This is a genomic window from Agromyces luteolus (genome assembly GCF_009729855.1).
In the GTDB taxonomy this organism is placed as follows: Bacteria; Actinomycetota; Actinomycetes; order Actinomycetales; family Microbacteriaceae; genus Agromyces; species Agromyces luteolus.
Genome location: NZ_WODA01000022.1, coordinates 20783 through 39132, shown reverse-complemented (window position 1 = coordinate 39132; position 18350 = coordinate 20783). Strand labels below are relative to the sequence as shown.

Genomic DNA, 18350 nt, shown 5'->3' with positions numbered 1-18350 from the left:
ATCACCGGAAACGCACGACGCAGAACTGAATACCGGCACTACCAAGAACCTCCCGAGATCTCGATACGCGACTCCGTCGCTACTCGATCACCGGGAGGCGACACCCTCGGACGGAGGCCGAGGCACCGGGAGTGCTCCACACCTCCGACTCATCCAACAGGAGAAGCCAACATGGCACGTCTGGCAGGAGTCGACATCCCGCGCGAGAAGCGCGTGGAGATCGCACTGACCTACATCTACGGCGTCGGCCGTACCCGCGCACTGGAGACCCTCGTGGCGACCGGCATCGACGGGAACATCCGCGTCAAGGACCTCAGCGACGACCAGCTCGTCGCGCTCCGCGACCACATCGAGGGGACCTACAAGGTCGAGGGCGACCTCCGCCGCGAGGTCGCCGCCGACATCCGCCGCAAGGTCGAGATCGGCTCCTACGAGGGCATCCGCCACCGTCGCGGCCTCCCGGTCCGCGGCCAGCGCACCAAGACCAACGCTCGTACCCGCAAGGGTCCGAAGCGCACCGTCGCCGGCAAGAAGAAGCCCGGCCGCAAGTAACCGCTCGCGCCAAGATCTAGGAGATTTCGAACATGGCAGCACCCAAGGCGGCTACTCGCAAGCCGCGCAAGAAGGAAAAGAAGAACATCGCCGTGGGCCAGGCCCACATCAAGTCGACGTTCAACAACACCATCGTGTCGATCACCGACACGACCGGTGCCGTGATCAGCTGGGCCTCCTCCGGCGGCGTCGGCTTCAAGGGCTCGCGCAAGTCGACCCCGTTCGCCGCGCAGCTCGCCGCCGAGTCGGCCGCGCGCCAGGCGCAGGAGCACGGCATGAAGAAGGTCGACGTCTTCGTCAAGGGCCCCGGCTCGGGCCGCGAGACCGCGATCCGCTCGCTCCAGGCCGCCGGCCTCGAGGTCGGCAGCATCAACGACGTGACGCCCCAGGCGCACAACGGCTGCCGCCCGCCGAAGCGCCGCCGCGTCTAGTTCCCCCTTCCCGGTGATCGAGTAGGCCGCAGGCCGTATCGAGATCGCACGGTCTCGATACGCGCCCGGCTGCGCCGGGTGCTACTCGACCACCGGGCCACCGTTCTCTCACACAACTCAAGATCCTCGAACTCGCAGGTGTCATATAGCGGACACCCTGCCGAAAGGAATCACACCGTGCTGATCGCACAGCGTCCGACGCTCACCGAAGAGAACATCTCGGAGTTCCGTTCGCGTTTCGTGATCGAGCCCCTCGAGCCGGGCTTCGGTTACACCCTGGGGAACTCGCTCCGTCGCACCCTCCTCTCCTCGATCCCCGGCGCCGCCGTGACGAGCATCCGCATCGACGGCGTGCTCCACGAGTTCTCGACCGTCCCGGGCGTGAAGGAGGATGTCACCGAGATCATCCTCAACATCAAGAACCTGGTCGTCTCCAGCGAGCACGACGAGCCCATCACGGCCTACCTGCGCAAGCAGGGCTCGGGCGAGGTCACCGCCGCCGACATCTCCGCTCCGGCGGGCGTCGAGGTGCACAACCCCGAGCTGGTCATCGCGACGCTCAACGACTCGGCGAAGTTCGAGCTCGAGCTCACGATCGAGCGCGGCCGCGGCTACGTCTCGGCCAGCCAGAACCGCAACGAGTACTCCGAGGCCGGCCAGATCCCGGTCGACTCGATCTACTCGCCGGTCCTGAAGGTCACGTACCGCGTCGAGGCCACCCGTGCCGGTGAGCGCACCGACTTCGACCGCCTCGTGGTCGACGTCGAGACCAAGCAGGCGATCTCGCCGCGCGACGCCATCGCGTCGGCCGGCCGCACGCTCGTCGAGCTGTTCGGCCTCGCGCGCGAGCTCAACAGCGCCGCCGAGGGCATCGAGATCGGCCCCGCGCCGGTCGACGCCGTGCTCTCGAGCGAACTGTCGATCCCCATCGAGGACCTCGACCTCTCCGTCCGCTCGTACAACTGCCTCAAGCGCGAGGGCATCAACACGGTGTCCGAGCTCGTGGCCCTGTCCGAGTCGCAGCTGATGAACATCCGCAACTTCGGACAGAAGTCGGTCGACGAGGTCAAGGACAAGCTCACCGAGATGGGCCTCTCGCTCAAGGACTCGGTCCCCGGCTTCGACGGCGCCCACTTCTACACGGGCTTCGACGACGAGAACTAGCAGGCCACGGGCCGCACCAACCCCACACCACTGGAGATAACGAACCATGCCGAAGCCCACGAAGGGCCCCCGCCTCGGAGGCGGACCCGCGCACGAGCGCCTGCTGCTCGCGAACCTCGCCGCCGCGCTGTTCACGCACAAGTCGATCACGACGACGGAGACCAAGGCCAAGCGCCTCCGCCCGTTCGCCGAGCGCCTGATCACCTTCGCCAAGCGCGGCGACCTGCACGCGCGCCGTCGCGTGCTCGCCGTGATCGGCGACAAGTCGGTCGTCCACGAGCTGTTCGCGGTCATCGCGCCCCAGGTCGCCGACCGTGAGGGCGGCTACACCCGCATCACCAAGATCGGCAACCGCAAGGGCGACAACGCGCCCATGGCCGTGATCGAGCTCGTGCTCGAGCCGGTCCAGCCGAAGCAGCGCGCCGCGAAGCCGGCCGCCGCGCCGGCCGCCGACGAGGCGCCCGCGGAGGAGGCCCCGGCCGAGACGCCCGAGGCCGAGGTGACCGAGGCCGAGGCCGCGGTCGACGAGGCCGCCGGCGCCGAGGCGTCGGAGGAGTCGTCCGAGGCCCCCGCCGACGAGACCGAGGCCGCCGAGGCGAAGTAGCCCCGCGCACCACGCACCCGGAACCCCCGCAGCGCCCGCTGCGGGGGTTCCGCGCGTCCACGGGGCATGGCGGCTCGCCCCGTAGGCTTGCCTGCGTGGACACGGGGACGACGCTGCGGATCCGGCTGGACCTCGCCTACCAGGGCACGGGGTTCGCCGGATGGAGCCGCCAGCCCGCGCTTCGCACGGTGCAGGGCGTGCTCGAGGATGCGATCGCGACGCTGTTCCGGCGGGAGGGCGCGGCCCCGCGACTGGTCGTGGCGGGCCGGACCGACGCAGGCGTCCACGCGACCGGGCAGGTCGCCCACATCGACGTCGACCGCGAGGCCTTCGCGATCGTGACGAGGCCCAGGCGCGGCGACGCGGGGGGCCCGCCGGCCGTCGACCCGTACGCCGTCCTGGTGCGCCGGCTCAGCGGCATCCTCGGCGCCTCCGACGACGACGTCGTCGTCCGCTCCGCCTGCCCCGTGCCCGACGGCTTCGACGCGCGGTTCTCCGCGGTCTGGCGTCGGTACGCCTACCGCATCGCCGACCTCGGCGCAGAGCGCGACCCGCTGCAGCGCCACCGGACGGTCTGGTACCCGAGGGTCCTCGATGCCGACGCGATGGACGTGGCGGCCCAGACGCTCCTGGGGCTCGGCGACTTCGCGGCGTTCTGCAAGCCGCGCGAGGAGGCGACGACGATCCGCACGCTCCAGTCGTACCGCTGGCGCCGCGACGCCGACGGCGTGCTCGTCGCCTCGCTGCAGGCCGACGCGTTCTGCCATTCGATGGTCCGGGCCCTCGTCGGCGCCTGCGTCGCGGTGGGCGAGGGGCGCCTGGACGTCTCGGGGCCGTCGGCCCTCATGCGGGCGGGCGAGCGCACCAGCGCCTTCAAGGTCCTGCCCGCCAGGGGCCTCACGCTGACCGAGATCGGCTACCCGGCCGAGGAGGACCTCGCCGCGCGCGCCGAGCAGACGCGCGCACGTCGTGAATTGCACGTTGGCGGCATCGTCGGCTAAGCTTTCCCTTTGGTTCCGTCGACTGCGTCGGTACCCGATGTTGAGCCCTCCACCGGAGCGTTCCACCCGCATCGCGGGAGAACCCCCACCGGAGCGGGATTCACGAACCCCTCACTCGATCAGAAAGCAGCACTACTGTGACGCGCACCTACACCCCGAAGGCGAACGAGATCCAGCGCGACTGGGTCGTCATCGACGCCACCGACATCGTGCTCGGCCGCCTCGCGAGCCACGCCGCCTCGATCCTCCGCGGCAAGCACAAGGCGATCTTCGCCAACCACGTCGACACCGGTGACTTCGTCATCATCGTCAACGCCGGCAAGGTCGCCCTCACCGGCCAGAAGCTCGAGCAGAAGAAGGCGTACCGCCACTCCGGCTACCCGGGCGGCCTCAAGGCCGTCGGCTACGCCGAGCTCCTCGAGAAGAACCCGGTCCGCGCCGTCGAGAAGGCGATCCGCGGCATGCTGCCGAAGAACTCGCTCGGCCGCGCCCAGATCAAGAAGCTGAAGGTCTACGCCGGCCCGGAGCACCCGCACGCGGCCCAGCAGCCGAAGCCGTACACCCTCACCCAGGTCGCCCAGTAAGCCCGGCGCCGAGCGAAAAAGGACTCAGACACCACCATGGCGAAGATCGCAGACCAGATCGACCAGGCTCCTGAGAGCTACACCACCGAGTCGGCTCCGGCCGCCGCCCCCGCGGCACGCCCCGTGCTGAACGTCTCGGGCGCGGCCGTCGGCCGCCGCAAGCAGGCCATCGCGCGCGTGCGCGTCGTGCCGGGTGCGGGCACCATCACGGTCAACGGCCGTGAGTTCGCGGACTACTTCCCGAACAAGCTCCACCAGCAGCTCATCACCGACCCGTTCACCGTGCTCGAGCTCTCGGGCTCGTACGACGTGATCGCGCGCATCACCGGCGGCGGCCCCTCGGGCCAGGCCGGTGCCCTCCGCCTCGCGATCGCCCGCGCGCTCAACGAGATCGACCGTGAGAACAACCGTCCGACCCTCAAGAAGGCCGGCTTCCTCACGCGCGACGCCCGCGTCATCGAGCGCAAGAAGGCCGGTCTCAAGAAGGCCCGCAAGGCGCCCCAGTTCTCGAAGCGCTAGTCTTCGGATCCCTGGATGCCTCGGCTCTTCGGAACCGACGGGGTCCGGGGCCTGGCCAACCGTGAACTCACGGCTGACCTGGCCCTGGGCCTCGCCCAGGCGGCTGCGGCCGTCCTCACGCAGGGACGTCACGCCGACGAGCTGCGCGCCGCCGGCCGGCGGCCGGTGGCGATCGTCGCGCGCGACCCCCGCGTCTCGGGCGAGTTCCTGACCGCCGCCGTTTCGGCCGGTCTCGCCAGTTCTGGCGTCGACGTGCTCGACGCCGGCGTGATCCCGACGCCCGCGACCGCGTTCCTGATCGACAGCATCGCCGCCGACTTCGGCGTGATGATCTCGGCGTCGCACAACCCGGCTCCCGACAACGGGATCAAGTTCTTCTCGTTCGGCGGCACGAAGCTCCCCGACGAGGTCGAGGACCGCATCGAGTCCTACCTCGGCAAGCAGAAGCTCGCCCCGACCGGCGACGGCGTCGGTCGCATCCGCCGTTTCGCCGACGCCGAGGACCGCTACGTCGTCCACCTGCTCGGCACCCTGCCGGCTCGCCTCGACGGGCTCAAGGTCGTCCTCGACTGCGCGCACGGCGCCGCCGCCGGCGTGTCGCCCGAGACGTTCCGCGACGCTGGCGCCGAGGTGATCGTGATCGGGGCCGACCCCGACGGCATGAACATCAACGACGGCGTCGGCTCGACCCACCTCGAGCTCCTCCGGCAGGCGGTGCTCGACCACCGCGCCGACATCGGCATCGCCCACGACGGCGACGCCGACCGGTGCCTCGCGGTCGACGCCGACGGCAACGTGATCGACGGCGACCGCATCATGGCGATCCTCGCCGTCTCGATGCAGGAGCGAGGCACGCTCACCGACGACACGCTCGTCGTGACCGTGATGTCGAACCTCGGGCTCAAGCGCGCGATGGCCGACCGCGGCATCCGCGTCATCGAGACGAAGGTGGGCGACCGCTACGTGCTCGAGGCGCTCACCGCGGGCGGCTACGCGCTCGGCGGCGAGCAGTCGGGCCACGTCATCATGACGGAGTTCGCCACGACCGGCGACGGCGTGCTCACCGGGCTCCACCTCGTGGCCGAGATGGCCCGGACCGGGAAGACCCTGGCCGAGCTCGCCTCGATCATGACGGTCTACCCGCAGGTGCTCGTGAACGTGCGCGACATCGACCACCACGGCCTCGCCGACGACGCGGTCATCGCCGAGGCGGTGCGCGAGGTCGAGGCGGAGCTCGGCGACACCGGCCGGGTGCTCCTGCGCCCCTCCGGCACCGAGCCCATGGTGCGCGTCATGGTCGAGGCCGCGGAGCAGGCCGACGCCGATGCCCAGGCGAACCGGCTCGCCGCGGTCGTCCGGAAGCGGCTCACGCGCTGACGCCGGCGCGCGGCATCCGTCTCGCCCTCTGCGGGCGGGGCCGCCTCGCCGCCGTGCGGCGCCCGCGCCCTCGGACGCGCACGCCGCGCGCCTCAGAGCTTGCGGAGCAGGACGCTCGAGACCGTGTGGTCCGCGTCCTTCCGCAGCACGAGCGACGCACGCGATCGGGTGGGCCGGATGTTCTGCAGCAGGTTCGGCTCGTTGATCGACTGCCAGATCGAGCGGGCCCGGGCGCGCGCCTCGTCCTCGGTGAGGCTCGCGTAGCGGTGGAAGTAGGAGCGCGGGTTCGAGAACGCGCCGCGCTGCAGCTTCAGGAACCGGTCCTCGTACCACCGGGCGATGTCGCGCGTGCGCGCGTCGACGTAGATCGTGAAGTCGAACAGGTCGCTGACCGCGAGGCGGTGCCCGGGCCCGGGCGGCTGGAGCACGTTGAGCCCCTCGATGATCAGCACGTCCGGTCGCCGCACGGTGATCTGGGCGTCGGGGACGATGTCGTAGGCGAGGTGCGAGTAGAACGGGGAGCGCACCTCGGGTGCGCCGGCCTTGACGTCGCTCACGAATCGCAGGAGTGCGCGGCGGTCGTAGGACTCGGGGAAGCCCTTGCGCGCCATGAGGCCGCGGCGCTCGAGCTCGGCGTTGGGGTAGAGGAAGCCGTCGGTCGTCACGAGCTCGACGCGCGGCGTGTGCTCCCACCTGGCGAGGAGCTCGCGGAGCAGGCGTGCGATCGTCGACTTGCCGACCGCCACGGAGCCGGCGACGCCGATGACGAAGGGCGTCGACTCGAAGCGCTCGCGGAGGAAGGTGCTCGTGACCTCGTGCAGCGCCTTCGTGCCGCCGACGTAGAGGTTCAGCAGCCGGCTGAGCGGCAGGTACACCTCGGAGACCTCGGCCGGGTCGAGCGGTTCGCCGAGCCCGCGGAGCTGCACGATCTCGGTCTCGCGGAGGGGCGACGGCATGGACGGCGCGAGCGCCGCCCATGAGGCGCGGTCGAGTTCGACGAACGGAGAGATCTGCGGCGTGTGCGTCGACGGGCTCTGCGGATCGGGCACCGGCACAGTCTAGCGAGCCGCGCGGGGCTCGTCCGGGCGTCCGCACGGCGGACCGGGGCGGCCGGATCGGTCCGGGGAACGCCCGGCGGTCGCCCAGTCGCGCGTGGCTACAATCGAGCCCATGTGTGGAATCGTCGGATACGTCGGAGAGCGCAACAGCCTCGACGTCCTCATGGGCGGTCTCCGCCGTCTCGAATACCGCGGCTACGACTCGGCCGGCGTGGCCGTCGTCGGCGACGAAGGCGGGCTCGACTTCGCCAAGCGCGCCGGGAAGCTCCAGGTGCTCGCCGACGAGCTCGAGCGCCACCCCGTGCACCGGGGCGGCACCGGCATCGGCCACACGCGCTGGGCGACGCACGGCGGGCCCACCGACCGCAACGCGCACCCGCACCTCGGCGACGACGGGCGGCTGGCGCTGATCCACAACGGCATCATCGAGAACTTCTCCGAACTGAAGGAGGAGCTGCTCGGACGCGGCGCCTCGTTCGAGTCCGAGACCGACACCGAGGTCGCCGCCGTGCTGCTCGGCGAGCTCTACCGCGAGACGGGCGACCTGCGCGAGGCCTTCCGCCGCACGGTCGCGCAGCTCGAGGGCGCCTTCACGCTCCTCGCCGTGCACCGGGACGAGCCCGGCCTCGTGGTCGGCGCGCGCCGCAACTCGCCGCTGGTCATCGGCCTCGGCGACGGCGAGAACTTCCTGGGTTCGGATGTCGCGGCCTTCGTCGAGTTCACCAAGCGAGCCGTCGCGATCGGCCAGGACCAGATCGTGGCGATCACCGCCGACGGCGTCACCGTGACCGACTTCGACGGCGAGGTCGTCGAGGTCGAGCCGTTCGACGTCGCGTGGGACGCGTCGGCCGCCGAGAAGGGCGGCTGGTCCTCCTTCATGCGCAAGGAGGTCTCCGAGCAGCCGGAGGCGGTCGCGAACACGATCCTCGGCCGCGTGATCGACGGCGTCGTCACGATCCCCGAGCTCGAGGGGTTCGGCGACGACGAGCTCCGCGACATCCGCCGCATCACCGTGATCGCGTGCGGCACGGCCGCCTACGCGGGCATGGTCGCGAAGTACGCGATCGAGCAGTGGGCGCGCGTGCCGGTCGAGGTGGAGCTCAGCCACGAGTTCCGCTACCGCGACCCGGTCATCGACGAGCACACGCTGGTCGTCTCGATCAGCCAGTCGGGCGAGACCATGGACACGCTCATGGCGGTCAAGTACGCCCGCGAGCAGGGCGCGCGGACCATCTCGGTCTGCAACACCCAGGGCGCGACGATCCCTCGCGAGTCCGACGCGGTCGTCTACACGCACGCGGGACCCGAGGTCGCGGTCGCGTCGACCAAGGCGTTCGTGGCCCAGATCACGGCGCTCTACCTGTTCGGGCTGCACCTCGCGCGCGTGCGCGGCACGCTGGCCGATGACGAGCTGGCCGGCCACCTCGCCGAGCTGCAGGCGATCCCGGGCAAGATCGAGACCGTGCTCGAGCAGGCCGACCGCGTCGGCGAGCTCGCGCACTGGATGAGCGACACGCGCTCGGTGCTGTTCCTCGGGCGGCACGTCGGATACCCGATCGCGCTCGAGGGCGCGCTGAAGCTCAAGGAGCTCGCGTACATCCACGCCGAGGGCTTCGCGGCGGGCGAGCTGAAGCACGGGCCGATCGCGCTGATCGAGCCCGGCCAGCCCGTCTTCGTCGTCGTGCCGAGCCCGCGCGGCTCGGCGAACCTCCACCCGAAGGTCGTCTCGAACATCCAGGAGATCCGCGCGCGCGGCGCGCGCGTCATCGCGATCGCCGAGGCGGGGGATGCCGCGGTGCTGCCGTTCGCCGACGAGGTCATCCGCATCCCGCTCGCGGCCCCGTTGTTCGAGCCGCTGCTCGCGGTCGTGCCGCTGCAGATCTTCGCGATGGAGCTCTCGCAGGCCAAGGGCCTCGACGTCGACCAGCCGCGGAACCTCGCGAAGTCGGTGACGGTCGAGTGAGCGACGGGCGGGAGTCGGCACGTCCGGCACCCGCCCGCCGCACCGGTGCGGCAGACTCGAACCGTGAGGTCGGAGAGGGACGAGTGATCGCGGGCATCGGCATCGACGTGGTCGACATCGCGCGCTTCGCGCGATCGCTCGAGCGCACGCCGTCGCTCCGCGACCGCCTGTTCGCTGAGAGCGAACGCGACCGTCCGGCGCGGTCGCTGGCCGCCCGGTTCGCGGCGAAGGAGGCGCTGATCAAGGCCCTCGGCGGCCACGCCGTCATCCGCTGGCACGACATGCGCATCGTCCAGGACGCCGACGGCAACCCCGACTTCGCCCTCTCGGGCGCGCTCTCCGCGCACGTCGCGGCGCTGGGCATCGACCGGGTGCACCTGTCGATGAGCCACGATGCCGGGATCGCCAGCGCATTCGTCGTGCTCGAACGCGGAGTCGGGCGCGCCGACACCTCGCAGGAGGCGCTCGCCACTCCGCACCGCACCGAGGAGCCCGAGTGAACCCCCGCCACGTCCGATCGCCGTTCCGCGAGGCCGTCATCGACCTCGACGCCGTGCGCGACAACGTCGCCGCGCTCGCCGCGACCGTCGCGCCGGCGGGCGTCATGGCCGTCGTGAAGGCGGACGCCTACGGCCACGGCGCGGAGCACGTCGCCCGCGCCGCGCTCGCGGGCGGCGCCGACCGTCTCGGGGTCGCCGACCTCGACGAGGCGCTCGCGTTGCGCGACGCGGGGATCGAGGCCCCGGTCCTCGCCTGGCTGCACGATCCCGCCGCGCGCTTCGACGCCGCGATCGCCCGCGACGTCGACCTCGGCGCCTCGTCGCTCGCCCAGCTCGAGGCCATGGCGGATGCCGCGGCATCCGCCCGTCGCATCGCGAACGTGCACCTCAAGCTCGACACGGGCCTCAGCCGGAACGGCATCCTCCGCGCCGACTGGGACGACGTCGTGGCACGCGCGGCGAAGCTCGAGGTGGAGGGCCGCGTGCGGGTCCGCGGCCTCTTCAGCCACCTCGCCAACACCTCGCCCGACGAGGACGCCGCGCAGCTCGCCGCGTTCGTCGACGGCGTCGCCGCCGCCGAGCGCGCCGGCCTCGCGCCGGAGGTCCGCCACCTCGCGTCCACGGCCGCGGCCCTGCGCATGCCCGAGGCGCGACTGGACATGGTGCGGATCGGCATCGGCATCTACGGCGTGCCGCCCTTCGGGGACGGGACGACGGCCGCAGAGCTCGGCCTGACGCCCGTGATGACCCTTCGCGGACGCGTCGCGGCCGTGCGTCGCGTCGAGCCCGGCACCGGTGCCTCGTACGGCCACACCTGGCGCGCGTCGCGTCCGACCACGCTCGCGCTCGTCCCGCTCGGGTACGCCGACGGCGTGCCGCGGCAGGCGTCCGGGCGCGCCGAGGTCATGATCCACGGCGCCCGTCACCGGATCGCCGGCCGGATCGCGATGGACCAGTTCCTGGTCGACGTGGGGGAGGCCGAGGTCGCCGTCGGCGACGAGGTCGTGCTCTTCGGCGACCCCGCGGGCGGCGCGCCGTCGGCGGACGACTGGGGTGACGCCGCCGACACGATCGGCTACGAGATCGTCACCCGCATCGGGCCGCGCGTGCCGCGCACCCACGTCGGAGGCGTGTGATGCGCCGGTCGGTCCCCGACACCGAGGCGATGGAGGAGCTCGGCCGCGAGCTCGGCCGCACGTTCCGCGCCGGCGACCTCGTCGTGCTCACCGGCCCGCTCGGCGCCGGGAAGACGACGCTCACACGCGGGATCGGCGCGGGCCTCGGCGTCCGCGGCCCGGTGCAGAGCCCGACCTTCGTGCTCGCACGCACCCACCCGAGCCTCGTCGGCGGCGCGCCGCTCGTGCACGTCGACGCGTACCGCCTCGCCGGCGCCGCGGAGCTCGAGGACCTCGACCTCGACTTCGCCAACTCGGTCGTCGTGGCCGAGTGGGGAGCCGGCCTGCTCGACGACGTCAGCGAGTCCTGGCTCGAGGTGGTCATCAGCCGGCGTCGCGGCCACGGCCCCGGCGGCGCCGACGATCCCGCGGACGGGTCCTTGGCCGCGCCGGAGGCCGACCTCGACGACGACGAGCCGCGGACCGTCGAGCTGCGCGGGCACGGACCGCGCTGGGCCGGGACGCCCTTCGCCGTGCAGCCCCAGCTGGAGGACTGATCGCCGCCGGGGCCCGGCCCGTTCCCGGCGGGCGCTCGGCGGCACGCCTCTAGGCTTGACGCATGCTCCTCGCGATCGACACGTCCACCGGGACGAGCGTCGCCGTGGTCGACCTCGACGGCGGGATCCTCGCCGAGACCGGCACGAACGACACCATGCGCCACGCCGAGCTCATCGGCGACGGGATCCGCGACGTGCTCGGGCGCGTAGGGGTCCGCCCGGCCGACCTGTCCGGCGTCGCCTCGGGGATGGGCCCGGGACCGTTCACGGGCCTGCGCGTCGGCATCGCCGCGGCGCGCGCGTTCGCGCTGGGCATCGGACGCCCGGTGGTGCCGGTGGTCAGCCACGACGCGATCGCGCACGCGTGGTACGCGGCGGGCGGCTCCGGACTCCTCCAGGTCGTCACCGACGCCCGGCGCCGCGAATCCGCCGTCAGCGACTACGACGGCCTCGACGACGACGGATTGCCCGTCCGGCTCGCCGTGCCGCGACTCGAGCCGCGGGACGCGGTGCCCGCGCCCCGCGGCATCCGCCTCGATGCCGACACCGTCTCGGCCGGTTCCCTCGGGCTCGTCGCCGAATTCGCCCATGCCGCCGGGCGGCTGCCGATCGCCGACGACGAGGCGCTCTACCTTCGAGCGCCCGACGTGACGCCGTCGGCGGGCAAGCGGGTGCTCCGATGAGCCTCATGCTGCGCCGCGCGCGCCGCGACGACCTCGACGCGATCATGCGGCTCGAACGGGCCACGTTCGCGACCGACGCCTGGCCCGCGAGCGCGATGCGGAGCGAGCTCGAGTCGGCCCACGCGTACTACCTCGTCGCCGTCGACGACGCGCGGCCCGACGAGCCCGTCGCCTACGCCGGGCTGCTCGCCCCTCGCGGCGCCGGGCAGGGCGACATCCAGACCATCGCCGTCGACGGCGCGCATCGCGGCAGCGGCCTCGGGCGCGCGCTCATGCACGCGCTCATCGACGAGGCCCGACGACGCGGGGCCGCCGAGGTGTTCCTCGAGGTGCGCGCCGACAATCCCGTCGCACGCGGCCTCTACGACTCGCTCGGCTTCGTCGAGATCGGCGTGCGGCGCGGGTACTACCAACCCGACGGGGTCGACGCGATCGCCATGCGGCTCGACGTGCCGCCCGCCGTGACGCGCCCGGCGGCCGACGTGCTCGAGCGCACGGAGCCCGGGTCAACCGACCCGGCGAACGCCCCCGCAGGAGGACCGCAGTGAACCGCGACGCGCCGCTCGTGCTCGGCATCGAGACCTCGTGCGACGAGACCGGGGTCGGCATCGTCCGCGGCACCGAGCTCCTCGCCAACGCGATCGCGTCGTCGATGGACGAGCACGCCCGCTACGGCGGCGTCGTGCCCGAGGTCGCCGCGCGGGCCCACCTCGAGGCGCTCGGCCCGACCATCCGGGCCGCACTCGACGAGGCATCCGTCGCCCTCGACGACCTCGACGCGGTCGCCGTGACGAACGGGCCCGGCCTCGCCGGCGCGCTCATGGTCGGCGTCGGCGCCGCGAAGGCGCTCGCGCTCTCGCTCGAGAAGCCCGTGTACGCGGTGAACCACCTCGTCGGGCACGTCGGCGCCGACCTCATCGGCGACCGCCCGCTCGAGACGCCGAGCGTGGCGCTGCTCGTCTCGGGCGGGCACACCTCGCTGCTGCTCGTGCGCGACCTCGACTCCGACGTCGAGCTCCTCGGCGAGACCATCGACGACGCCGCGGGCGAGGCGTTCGACAAGGTCGCGCGGCTCCTCGGCCTGCCCTACCCGGGCGGCCCCGAGATCGACCGCGCCGCCGTCGGCGGCGACCCCGACGCCATCCGGTTCCCGCGCGGACTCACGCGGCCGAAGGACCTCGACCGGCACCGGTACGACTTCTCGTTCTCGGGGCTGAAGACCGCGGTCGCGCGGTGGGTCGAGCAGCGCGAGGCCGCGGGCGAGCCGGTGCCGCTGGCCGACGTCGCCGCGAGCTTCCGCGAGGCGGTCGTCGACGTGCTCGTGTCGAAGGCGATCGCGGCGTGCACCGACCTCGGCGTGCCCCGCCTGCTGCTCGGCGGCGGCGTCGTGGCGAACCGTCGGCTGCGCGAGGTGGCCGAGGCCAGGGCGGATGCCGCGGGCATCGCGCTGCGCATCCCGCCGCTGTCGCTCTGCACCGACAACGGCGCGATGATCGCCGCACTCGGCGCACGCCTCGTCATGGCCGGGCACGAGCCGTCGTCGCTGGAGTTCGGCGCGGATTCGACGCTCCCGGTGACGGACATCCAGAGCTGATCCCCGGCGAGATCGCCATGGGCACTTGTGCCCGCGCCGGACCGTGGCGGCGGGCGCTATGGTGAGCGGAGAACCCCGCGATCGTGGGGGGAGACGACCCGCGTCGCGAGCGTTGACAGCATCCCGCGGCGCTGCCAGCATGGCCGGGTCCGCGCTTGCACGAGAGGAAACCGCACCATGACCGACCCCAACACGCCCGATCCGAACGCGTCGAACGTCCCGCCGCCGCCCCCGGCTCCGCCGGCGCAGCCGGCGCCGTCGTACGGCGCGACCCCGTCGTACGGTGCCCCGGCGACGCAGAAGACCAACGTCCTCGCCATCGTCTCGCTGGTGTCGGCGTTCTTCATCTCGCTCGTCGCCATCATCACCGGCCACATCGCGCTGAACCAGATCAAGAAGACCGGCGAGCAGGGCCGCGGCCTCGCGATCGCGGGCCTGGTCATCGGCTACATCGGCCTGGTGGTCGGCATCATCTTCGCGATCGTCTGGTTCGCGATCATCGGCGCCGCGATCAGCAGCGGCACCGTCACCACCTACTGATCCACCCGCAGCACGGAAGGGGCTCGGCATGAGCGATCCCACCAACCCGGACCAGCCGAAGGAGCCGGCACCGCCGACGCCGACGGAACCGACGGTCCCGGTGGAGCCGGCCGAGCCCACCGTGCCTGCGGAGCCCGTCGAACCGACGGTGCCTGCGGAGCCCGTCGAGCCGACGGTGCCTGCGGAGCCCGTGCCGCAGCCGCCGGAGGCGCCCGTGCCTCCCGTGAGCCCCGAGCCGCCGGGCGCGCCCGAGCCGCCGGCTGCGCCCGAGGTGCCGGGTGCGCCCGTGCCGCCGCCTCCGCCCCCTGCGCCGCCCGTGCCGCCGGCCGCTCCCGGCGCGCCGGCCACTCCGTACGGGGCCCCGTCCGCCGCTGCGCCGCCCGTCGGCGGGCCCTTCGACACCGCACCGCCGAGCGCGGCCGCCGGTGCCGGGTCGGTGCCGCCGACCGGCGGATACGGCGGGTACGGCGCGGCGGGGTACGCCCCCGCCCCGGCGAAGCCGACGCCCGTGCTCAGCCTGATCTCGCTCATCGCCGGCATCATCGGCGTCATCGGATCGCCGGTCGTGTTCATCCCGTTCGTCGGCGGCGTGCTGCAGCTCTTCGTCCCGGCCGCGGCGATCGTCCTGGGCTTCCTCGGCCGCACGAAGGAGCCCGCCGCGAAGGGCATGTGGCTGACGGGCATGATCCTCGGCTTCGTCGGCGTCGGCATCGCGCTCATCTCGTTCCTCCTCTGGGGGATGCTGTTCTCGATCGGCGGCCGTTACGGCTACTGAGGCGACCACGTGACCGACGAGCGACCCCCGCGATCGGACGATCCCGGCACGGACGACCCCGGGACGGACCCCGTGCCGGAGGCGGGCGCCCGGGCGCCCGATGCCGCCGTCCGGCCTGCGCCGATCGACCCCGCGCGCCGGCCGTCGGCCGACGCGCCGCCGCCCGCTCCCGACCGCGAGTTCGACGTCCCGTACGACACCGGCGCCCTCCACGGACTCCCCACCGGGCAGCTGCTCGCGGTCGGACGACCGGTCCCCGAGCCGCTCGAGACGGAGTACGAGGACGAGGAGGAGCAGCGCCGCGTCTACAGCCAGGTCGGCGCGGTCGTCGGCTCGATCGGCGCCATCGCCTCGCTCTTCGTCGGCTGGATGTTCCCCCTGTCGGTCGCGGCGATCGTGTTCGGCGTCCTCGGGCTCCGCCGCGAGGAGCACGGCCGGATCCTTGCGTTCATCGCCATCGGCACGGGCGTGGCCGGCCTCGTGTTCTCGGGGGTCTGGCTGGGGTACTACGCCATCGTCTTCGGCGCGCTGCCGACGGCCTGACGCCGCTCGCGGGCCGGGTCGCGGCCGTTCAGAGCCGTTCCACGAGGATCGCGACGTGGCGGCCCTCCTCGCGCGTGAGCACGACGGTCGCCGAGACGTCGCCCTTGAGCTTCAGGCGGGTCCGGAGCGCTGCCGGGTCGACGTCGACCCCGCGCTTCTTGATCTCGAGCGTGCCGACGCCGCGTTCCTGCAGCGCGCGCCGGAGGCTGCGCTCGTCGGCCGGGAGACGCTCGACCACCCGGAAGCCCGTTGCGAAGGGCGTGTCGACCTCGCGGTCCCCGGTCAGGTAGGCGATGCCCTCGCTCAGCATCCAGGCACCCATCGATCGGGCGAGGTCGCCGATGAGGCGCGCGCGGATGACGGCTCCGTCGGGCTCGTAGAGGTAGTCGCCGAGCGGACCGACCGGTGCGTCCTCGCTGTCGGCACGCGCGACCAGCTCCTGCGCGCCGTCTCCACGGATCACGAGCGCCGCGCGACCGATGCCCGCACGGGCGAGCGCGCCCGTCCACACGACGAGTTCGACGACGTCGCCGTCGACCGACACCCACTGCGCCTCGGCGCCGTCGGGGACGACGTCGCGATCGGTGCCGGGCCCGAGCTTCACGCCCGCCGGCATCCGCTCGGCGAGGCCGAACACGAAGTCGAGGGACGGGGAGTAGTCGGCGGCATCCGCGAGCCTCGTCGTGGTGCCGCCGGAGGTGGTGCGTCGTGCCGGATCGAGCCATGCGGCGTCGATGCCGCCGAGGGAGACGTCCTCGGCCCGGGCGTGGAGCACGCGCACCTTCGGGAAGGGGGTCAGGTTGAACGCGGCGACGGCGGCGGTGACCTCGTCGGCCTCGGCGGCGGTCACCTCCAGGTCGACCGCGGCCAGGGCCAGCGCGTCGCCGCCGATGCCGCACCCCAGGTCCGCCACGTGCCGGAGCCCGGCGCGAGCGAACCGACCGGCGTGCAGCGCCGCGACCCGCAACCGGGTCGCCTGCTCGAGGCCGGGCTCGGTGAAGAGCATGCGGTCGGCGAACTCGCCGAACTTCGGGCGCGCCCTGGCCCGCAGCCGCGACTGGCTGAGCACGGCCGCGACGAGGCCGGGATCGTGGCCCTGCTTGCGGAGGTCGGCGACGGTCTTCACCACATCGGCCTTCGTCGAGTAGGGCGGCAGGGAGTCGAGCAGCGAGAGCCCCTCGGCAGAGAGCAGCCTCACCAGCTCGTCGCGTTCCACGCCGACACGCTAGCACCGCGGCATCCGCTGGCACTCACGTTGCACGAGTGCCAGAACCGCCATAGACTCCCTTTAGCACTCTCACTCAGAGGCTGCTAACCCCAGTCTTCGTCAAGAAAGAGGTCAACCGTGTCGGTTTCCATCAAGCCGCTCGAGGATCGCATCGTCATCAAGCAGGTCGAGGCCGAGCAGACCACCGCCTCCGGCCTGGTCATCCCCGACACCGCCAAGGAGAAGCCCCAGGAGGGCGAGGTCGTGGCGGTCGGCCCGGGCCGCATCGACGACAACGGAAACCGAGTCCCGCTCGACGTGGCCGTCGGCGACAAGGTGATCTACTCCAAGTACGGCGGTACCGAGGTCAAGTTCGGCGGCGAGGACTTCCTCGTGCTGTCGGCCCGCGACGTGCTCGCGGTCGTCGTCCGCTAGTCGACACCGACATCCCGCGGCCCGGATGCCACTGGCATCCGGGCCGCGTCGTCGTCTCCGGACTCCGGCCGAGCCGCGTCGACCCGCGCACCCGCGGCGGGATCTCGACGGAGGTCGGCAGCCCGCGCGCCACGGAGCGTCGGAGGTCGCGCGTAGGCTGACACGGTGTCATTCGCTCCGTCCACCGAGGCGCCGGTGCGCGTCGGGCCAGAGGGCGTGAATCGCGCGGGCCTCGCCTACGCCGTCTCCGCCTACGCGCTGTGGGGTTTCCTCCCCGTCTATTTCATCGCCCTCGCTCCGAGCGGGCCGGTCGAGATCGTTGCACTGCGCATCCTGCTCTCGCTCGTCTTCTGCGCCGTCCTCATCGCCGTGACGCGAACGTGGCGCGCGTTCCGCGCCCTGCTGCGCGACCGGCGGGTCGTCCTGATCATGGGCCTCGCCGGCGTGCTCATCTTCGCCAATTGGCTCACGTACGTGTTCGCCGCGGTCACCGGGCAGGTCGTCGAGGCGGCACTCGGCTACTTCATCAACCCGATCGTGACCGTGTTCCTGGGCGTCATCGTGCTCCGCGAGCGCCTCAACGCCGTGCAGTGGACGGCGGTCGGGATCTCGATCGTCGCCGTGGTCGTCCTCGCGCTCGGCTACGGGCAGATGCCGTGGATCGCCCTCGTCCTGGCGTTCAGCTTCGGCTTCTACGGGCTCATCAAGAAGCGGGTCGGCCACCGCGTCGACGCCGTCTCGGGACTCACGCTCGAGACCGCGTGGCTCGCACCGGTCGCGGTGGTCCTCCTCGTCGTCGTCGCGTCGACGGGCGGCCTCACGATCGGCACCCAGAGCGGATGGCACACCGTGCTGCTGCTCTCGGCGGGCGCCGTGACCGCGATCCCGCTCCTGCTCTTCGCCGCCGCGTCGCGGCGCCTCCCGCTGATCTACATGGGCTTCATCCAGTACTTCGCGCCGTTCATCCAGTTCGTGGTGGGCGTCGTGGTCCTCGGCGAGCCCATGCCGCCGGAGCGATGGGCGGGCTTCGGCCTCGTCTGGCTCGCGCTCGTCGTCCTCACCTTCGACCTCGTCCGAGGCGCTCGAGCCGCTCGGCGGGCCGCGAACCTCGAGCCCGTCTGAGTGCCCGCGAGGCCCCCGTACTGGGG

Annotated in this window: 22 protein-coding genes; 20 read left to right on the top strand and 2 right to left on the bottom strand. The window is 72.4% G+C overall.

Going from position 1 to position 18350, the window contains the following annotated elements; all coding sequences use genetic code 11:
* The first annotated feature begins 171 nt into the window (after positions 1–171).
* The 8 genes from rpsM (at position 172) to glmM (ending at position 6232) form a co-directional block, all read left to right on the top strand.
* On the top strand, positions 172–552 hold the full coding sequence (gene rpsM / locus GLX25_RS10815; RefSeq protein WP_155842490.1) for a 30S ribosomal protein S13: 381 nt from the start codon (positions 172–174) through the stop codon (positions 550–552).
* A 32-nt stretch (positions 553–584) separates the two neighbouring features.
* Positions 585–983: a 30S ribosomal protein S11 gene (gene rpsK / locus GLX25_RS10810; RefSeq protein ID WP_092668574.1), complete on the top strand. Its 399-nt coding sequence runs from the start codon at positions 585–587 to the stop codon at positions 981–983.
* Between the two features lie 177 nt (positions 984–1160).
* Positions 1161–2147 carry a DNA-directed RNA polymerase subunit alpha gene (locus GLX25_RS10805; protein ID WP_166548728.1) on the top strand — a complete coding sequence of 329 codons (987 nt, stop codon included), beginning with the start codon at positions 1161–1163 and terminating at the stop codon, positions 2145–2147.
* A gap of 46 nt (positions 2148–2193) precedes the next feature.
* Positions 2194–2751, top strand: a complete 558-nt coding sequence (gene rplQ, locus GLX25_RS10800; protein WP_155842489.1) for a 50S ribosomal protein L17 — start codon at positions 2194–2196, stop codon at positions 2749–2751.
* Positions 2752–2846: 95 nt separating this feature from the next.
* Positions 2847–3752 (top strand): tRNA pseudouridine synthase A, encoded by a 906-nt coding sequence (locus GLX25_RS10795; protein WP_420837651.1) that lies wholly within the window; start codon positions 2847–2849, stop codon positions 3750–3752.
* 137 nt (positions 3753–3889) lie between these two features.
* A complete protein-coding gene (rplM, locus tag GLX25_RS10790; RefSeq protein ID WP_129234477.1) occupies positions 3890–4336 on the top strand; it encodes a 50S ribosomal protein L13 in 447 nt (148 codons plus the stop codon).
* Between the two features lie 36 nt (positions 4337–4372).
* Positions 4373–4855: a 30S ribosomal protein S9 gene (gene rpsI, locus GLX25_RS10785; RefSeq protein ID WP_155052815.1), complete on the top strand. Its 483-nt coding sequence runs from the start codon at positions 4373–4375 to the stop codon at positions 4853–4855.
* Positions 4856–4870: 15 nt separating this feature from the next.
* A complete protein-coding gene (gene glmM, locus GLX25_RS10780) occupies positions 4871–6232 on the top strand; it encodes a phosphoglucosamine mutase (protein WP_155842488.1) in 1362 nt (453 codons plus the stop codon).
* A gap of 92 nt (positions 6233–6324) precedes the next feature.
* Here glmM and coaA read toward each other — a convergent pair whose 3' ends face one another.
* The gene (coaA, locus tag GLX25_RS10775) at positions 6325–7281 is read right to left on the bottom strand and encodes a type I pantothenate kinase (RefSeq protein ID WP_166548727.1); all 957 of its coding nucleotides are present in this window, start codon (positions 7279–7281) and stop codon (positions 6325–6327) included.
* 121 nt (positions 7282–7402) lie between these two features.
* Here coaA and glmS point away from each other — a divergent pair, with 121 nt between their 5' ends.
* From glmS to GLX25_RS10725, 10 genes are all read left to right on the top strand, one after another.
* The gene (gene glmS, locus GLX25_RS10770) at positions 7403–9253 is read left to right on the top strand and encodes a glutamine--fructose-6-phosphate transaminase (isomerizing) (RefSeq protein WP_155842487.1); all 1851 of its coding nucleotides are present in this window, start codon (positions 7403–7405) and stop codon (positions 9251–9253) included.
* A gap of 83 nt (positions 9254–9336) precedes the next feature.
* Entirely contained in the window at positions 9337–9753 is a 417-nt protein-coding gene (locus tag GLX25_RS10765) for a holo-ACP synthase (protein ID WP_166548726.1), read from the top strand.
* Positions 9750–10889, top strand: coding sequence for an alanine racemase (gene alr, locus GLX25_RS10760; RefSeq protein WP_166548725.1), 1140 nt, complete (start codon positions 9750–9752; stop codon positions 10887–10889). The genes GLX25_RS10765 and alr overlap by 4 nt, the downstream gene beginning before the upstream one ends.
* Positions 10889–11425, top strand: coding sequence for a tRNA (adenosine(37)-N6)-threonylcarbamoyltransferase complex ATPase subunit type 1 TsaE (tsaE, locus tag GLX25_RS10755; RefSeq protein ID WP_155842486.1), 537 nt, complete (start codon positions 10889–10891; stop codon positions 11423–11425). The genes alr and tsaE overlap by 1 nt, the downstream gene beginning before the upstream one ends.
* Before the next feature lie 62 nt (positions 11426–11487).
* Entirely contained in the window at positions 11488–12108 is a 621-nt protein-coding gene (gene tsaB, locus GLX25_RS10750) for a tRNA (adenosine(37)-N6)-threonylcarbamoyltransferase complex dimerization subunit type 1 TsaB (protein WP_155842485.1), read from the top strand.
* Positions 12105–12656, top strand: a complete 552-nt coding sequence (rimI, locus tag GLX25_RS10745; protein WP_155842484.1) for a ribosomal protein S18-alanine N-acetyltransferase — start codon at positions 12105–12107, stop codon at positions 12654–12656. Before tsaB ends, rimI begins: the two co-directional genes overlap by 4 nt.
* Entirely contained in the window at positions 12653–13702 is a 1050-nt protein-coding gene (gene tsaD / locus GLX25_RS10740; RefSeq protein ID WP_166548724.1) for a tRNA (adenosine(37)-N6)-threonylcarbamoyltransferase complex transferase subunit TsaD, read from the top strand. Before rimI ends, tsaD begins: the two co-directional genes overlap by 4 nt.
* Before the next feature lie 177 nt (positions 13703–13879).
* Positions 13880–14242 carry a DUF4190 domain-containing protein gene (locus GLX25_RS10735; RefSeq protein ID WP_155842483.1) on the top strand — a complete coding sequence of 121 codons (363 nt, stop codon included), beginning with the start codon at positions 13880–13882 and terminating at the stop codon, positions 14240–14242.
* A 28-nt stretch (positions 14243–14270) separates the two neighbouring features.
* Positions 14271–15017: a hypothetical protein gene (locus GLX25_RS10730; RefSeq protein ID WP_155842482.1), complete on the top strand. Its 747-nt coding sequence runs from the start codon at positions 14271–14273 to the stop codon at positions 15015–15017.
* A 9-nt stretch (positions 15018–15026) separates the two neighbouring features.
* Positions 15027–15560, top strand: coding sequence for a DUF4190 domain-containing protein (locus GLX25_RS10725; protein WP_155842481.1), 534 nt, complete (start codon positions 15027–15029; stop codon positions 15558–15560).
* A 28-nt stretch (positions 15561–15588) separates the two neighbouring features.
* Here GLX25_RS10725 and GLX25_RS10720 read toward each other — a convergent pair whose 3' ends face one another.
* Positions 15589–16776 (bottom strand): class I SAM-dependent methyltransferase, encoded by a 1188-nt coding sequence (locus GLX25_RS10720; protein WP_166548723.1) that lies wholly within the window; start codon positions 16774–16776, stop codon positions 15589–15591.
* Positions 16777–16905: 129 nt separating this feature from the next.
* Here GLX25_RS10720 and groES point away from each other — a divergent pair, with 129 nt between their 5' ends.
* Together groES and rarD are read left to right on the top strand one after the other, a co-directional pair.
* The gene (gene groES, locus GLX25_RS10715; protein ID WP_022889766.1) at positions 16906–17202 is read left to right on the top strand and encodes a co-chaperone GroES; all 297 of its coding nucleotides are present in this window, start codon (positions 16906–16908) and stop codon (positions 17200–17202) included.
* 165 nt (positions 17203–17367) lie between these two features.
* The gene (gene rarD, locus GLX25_RS10710) at positions 17368–18324 is read left to right on the top strand and encodes an EamA family transporter RarD (RefSeq protein ID WP_271192413.1); all 957 of its coding nucleotides are present in this window, start codon (positions 17368–17370) and stop codon (positions 18322–18324) included.
* Positions 18325–18350 lie beyond the last annotated feature (26 nt).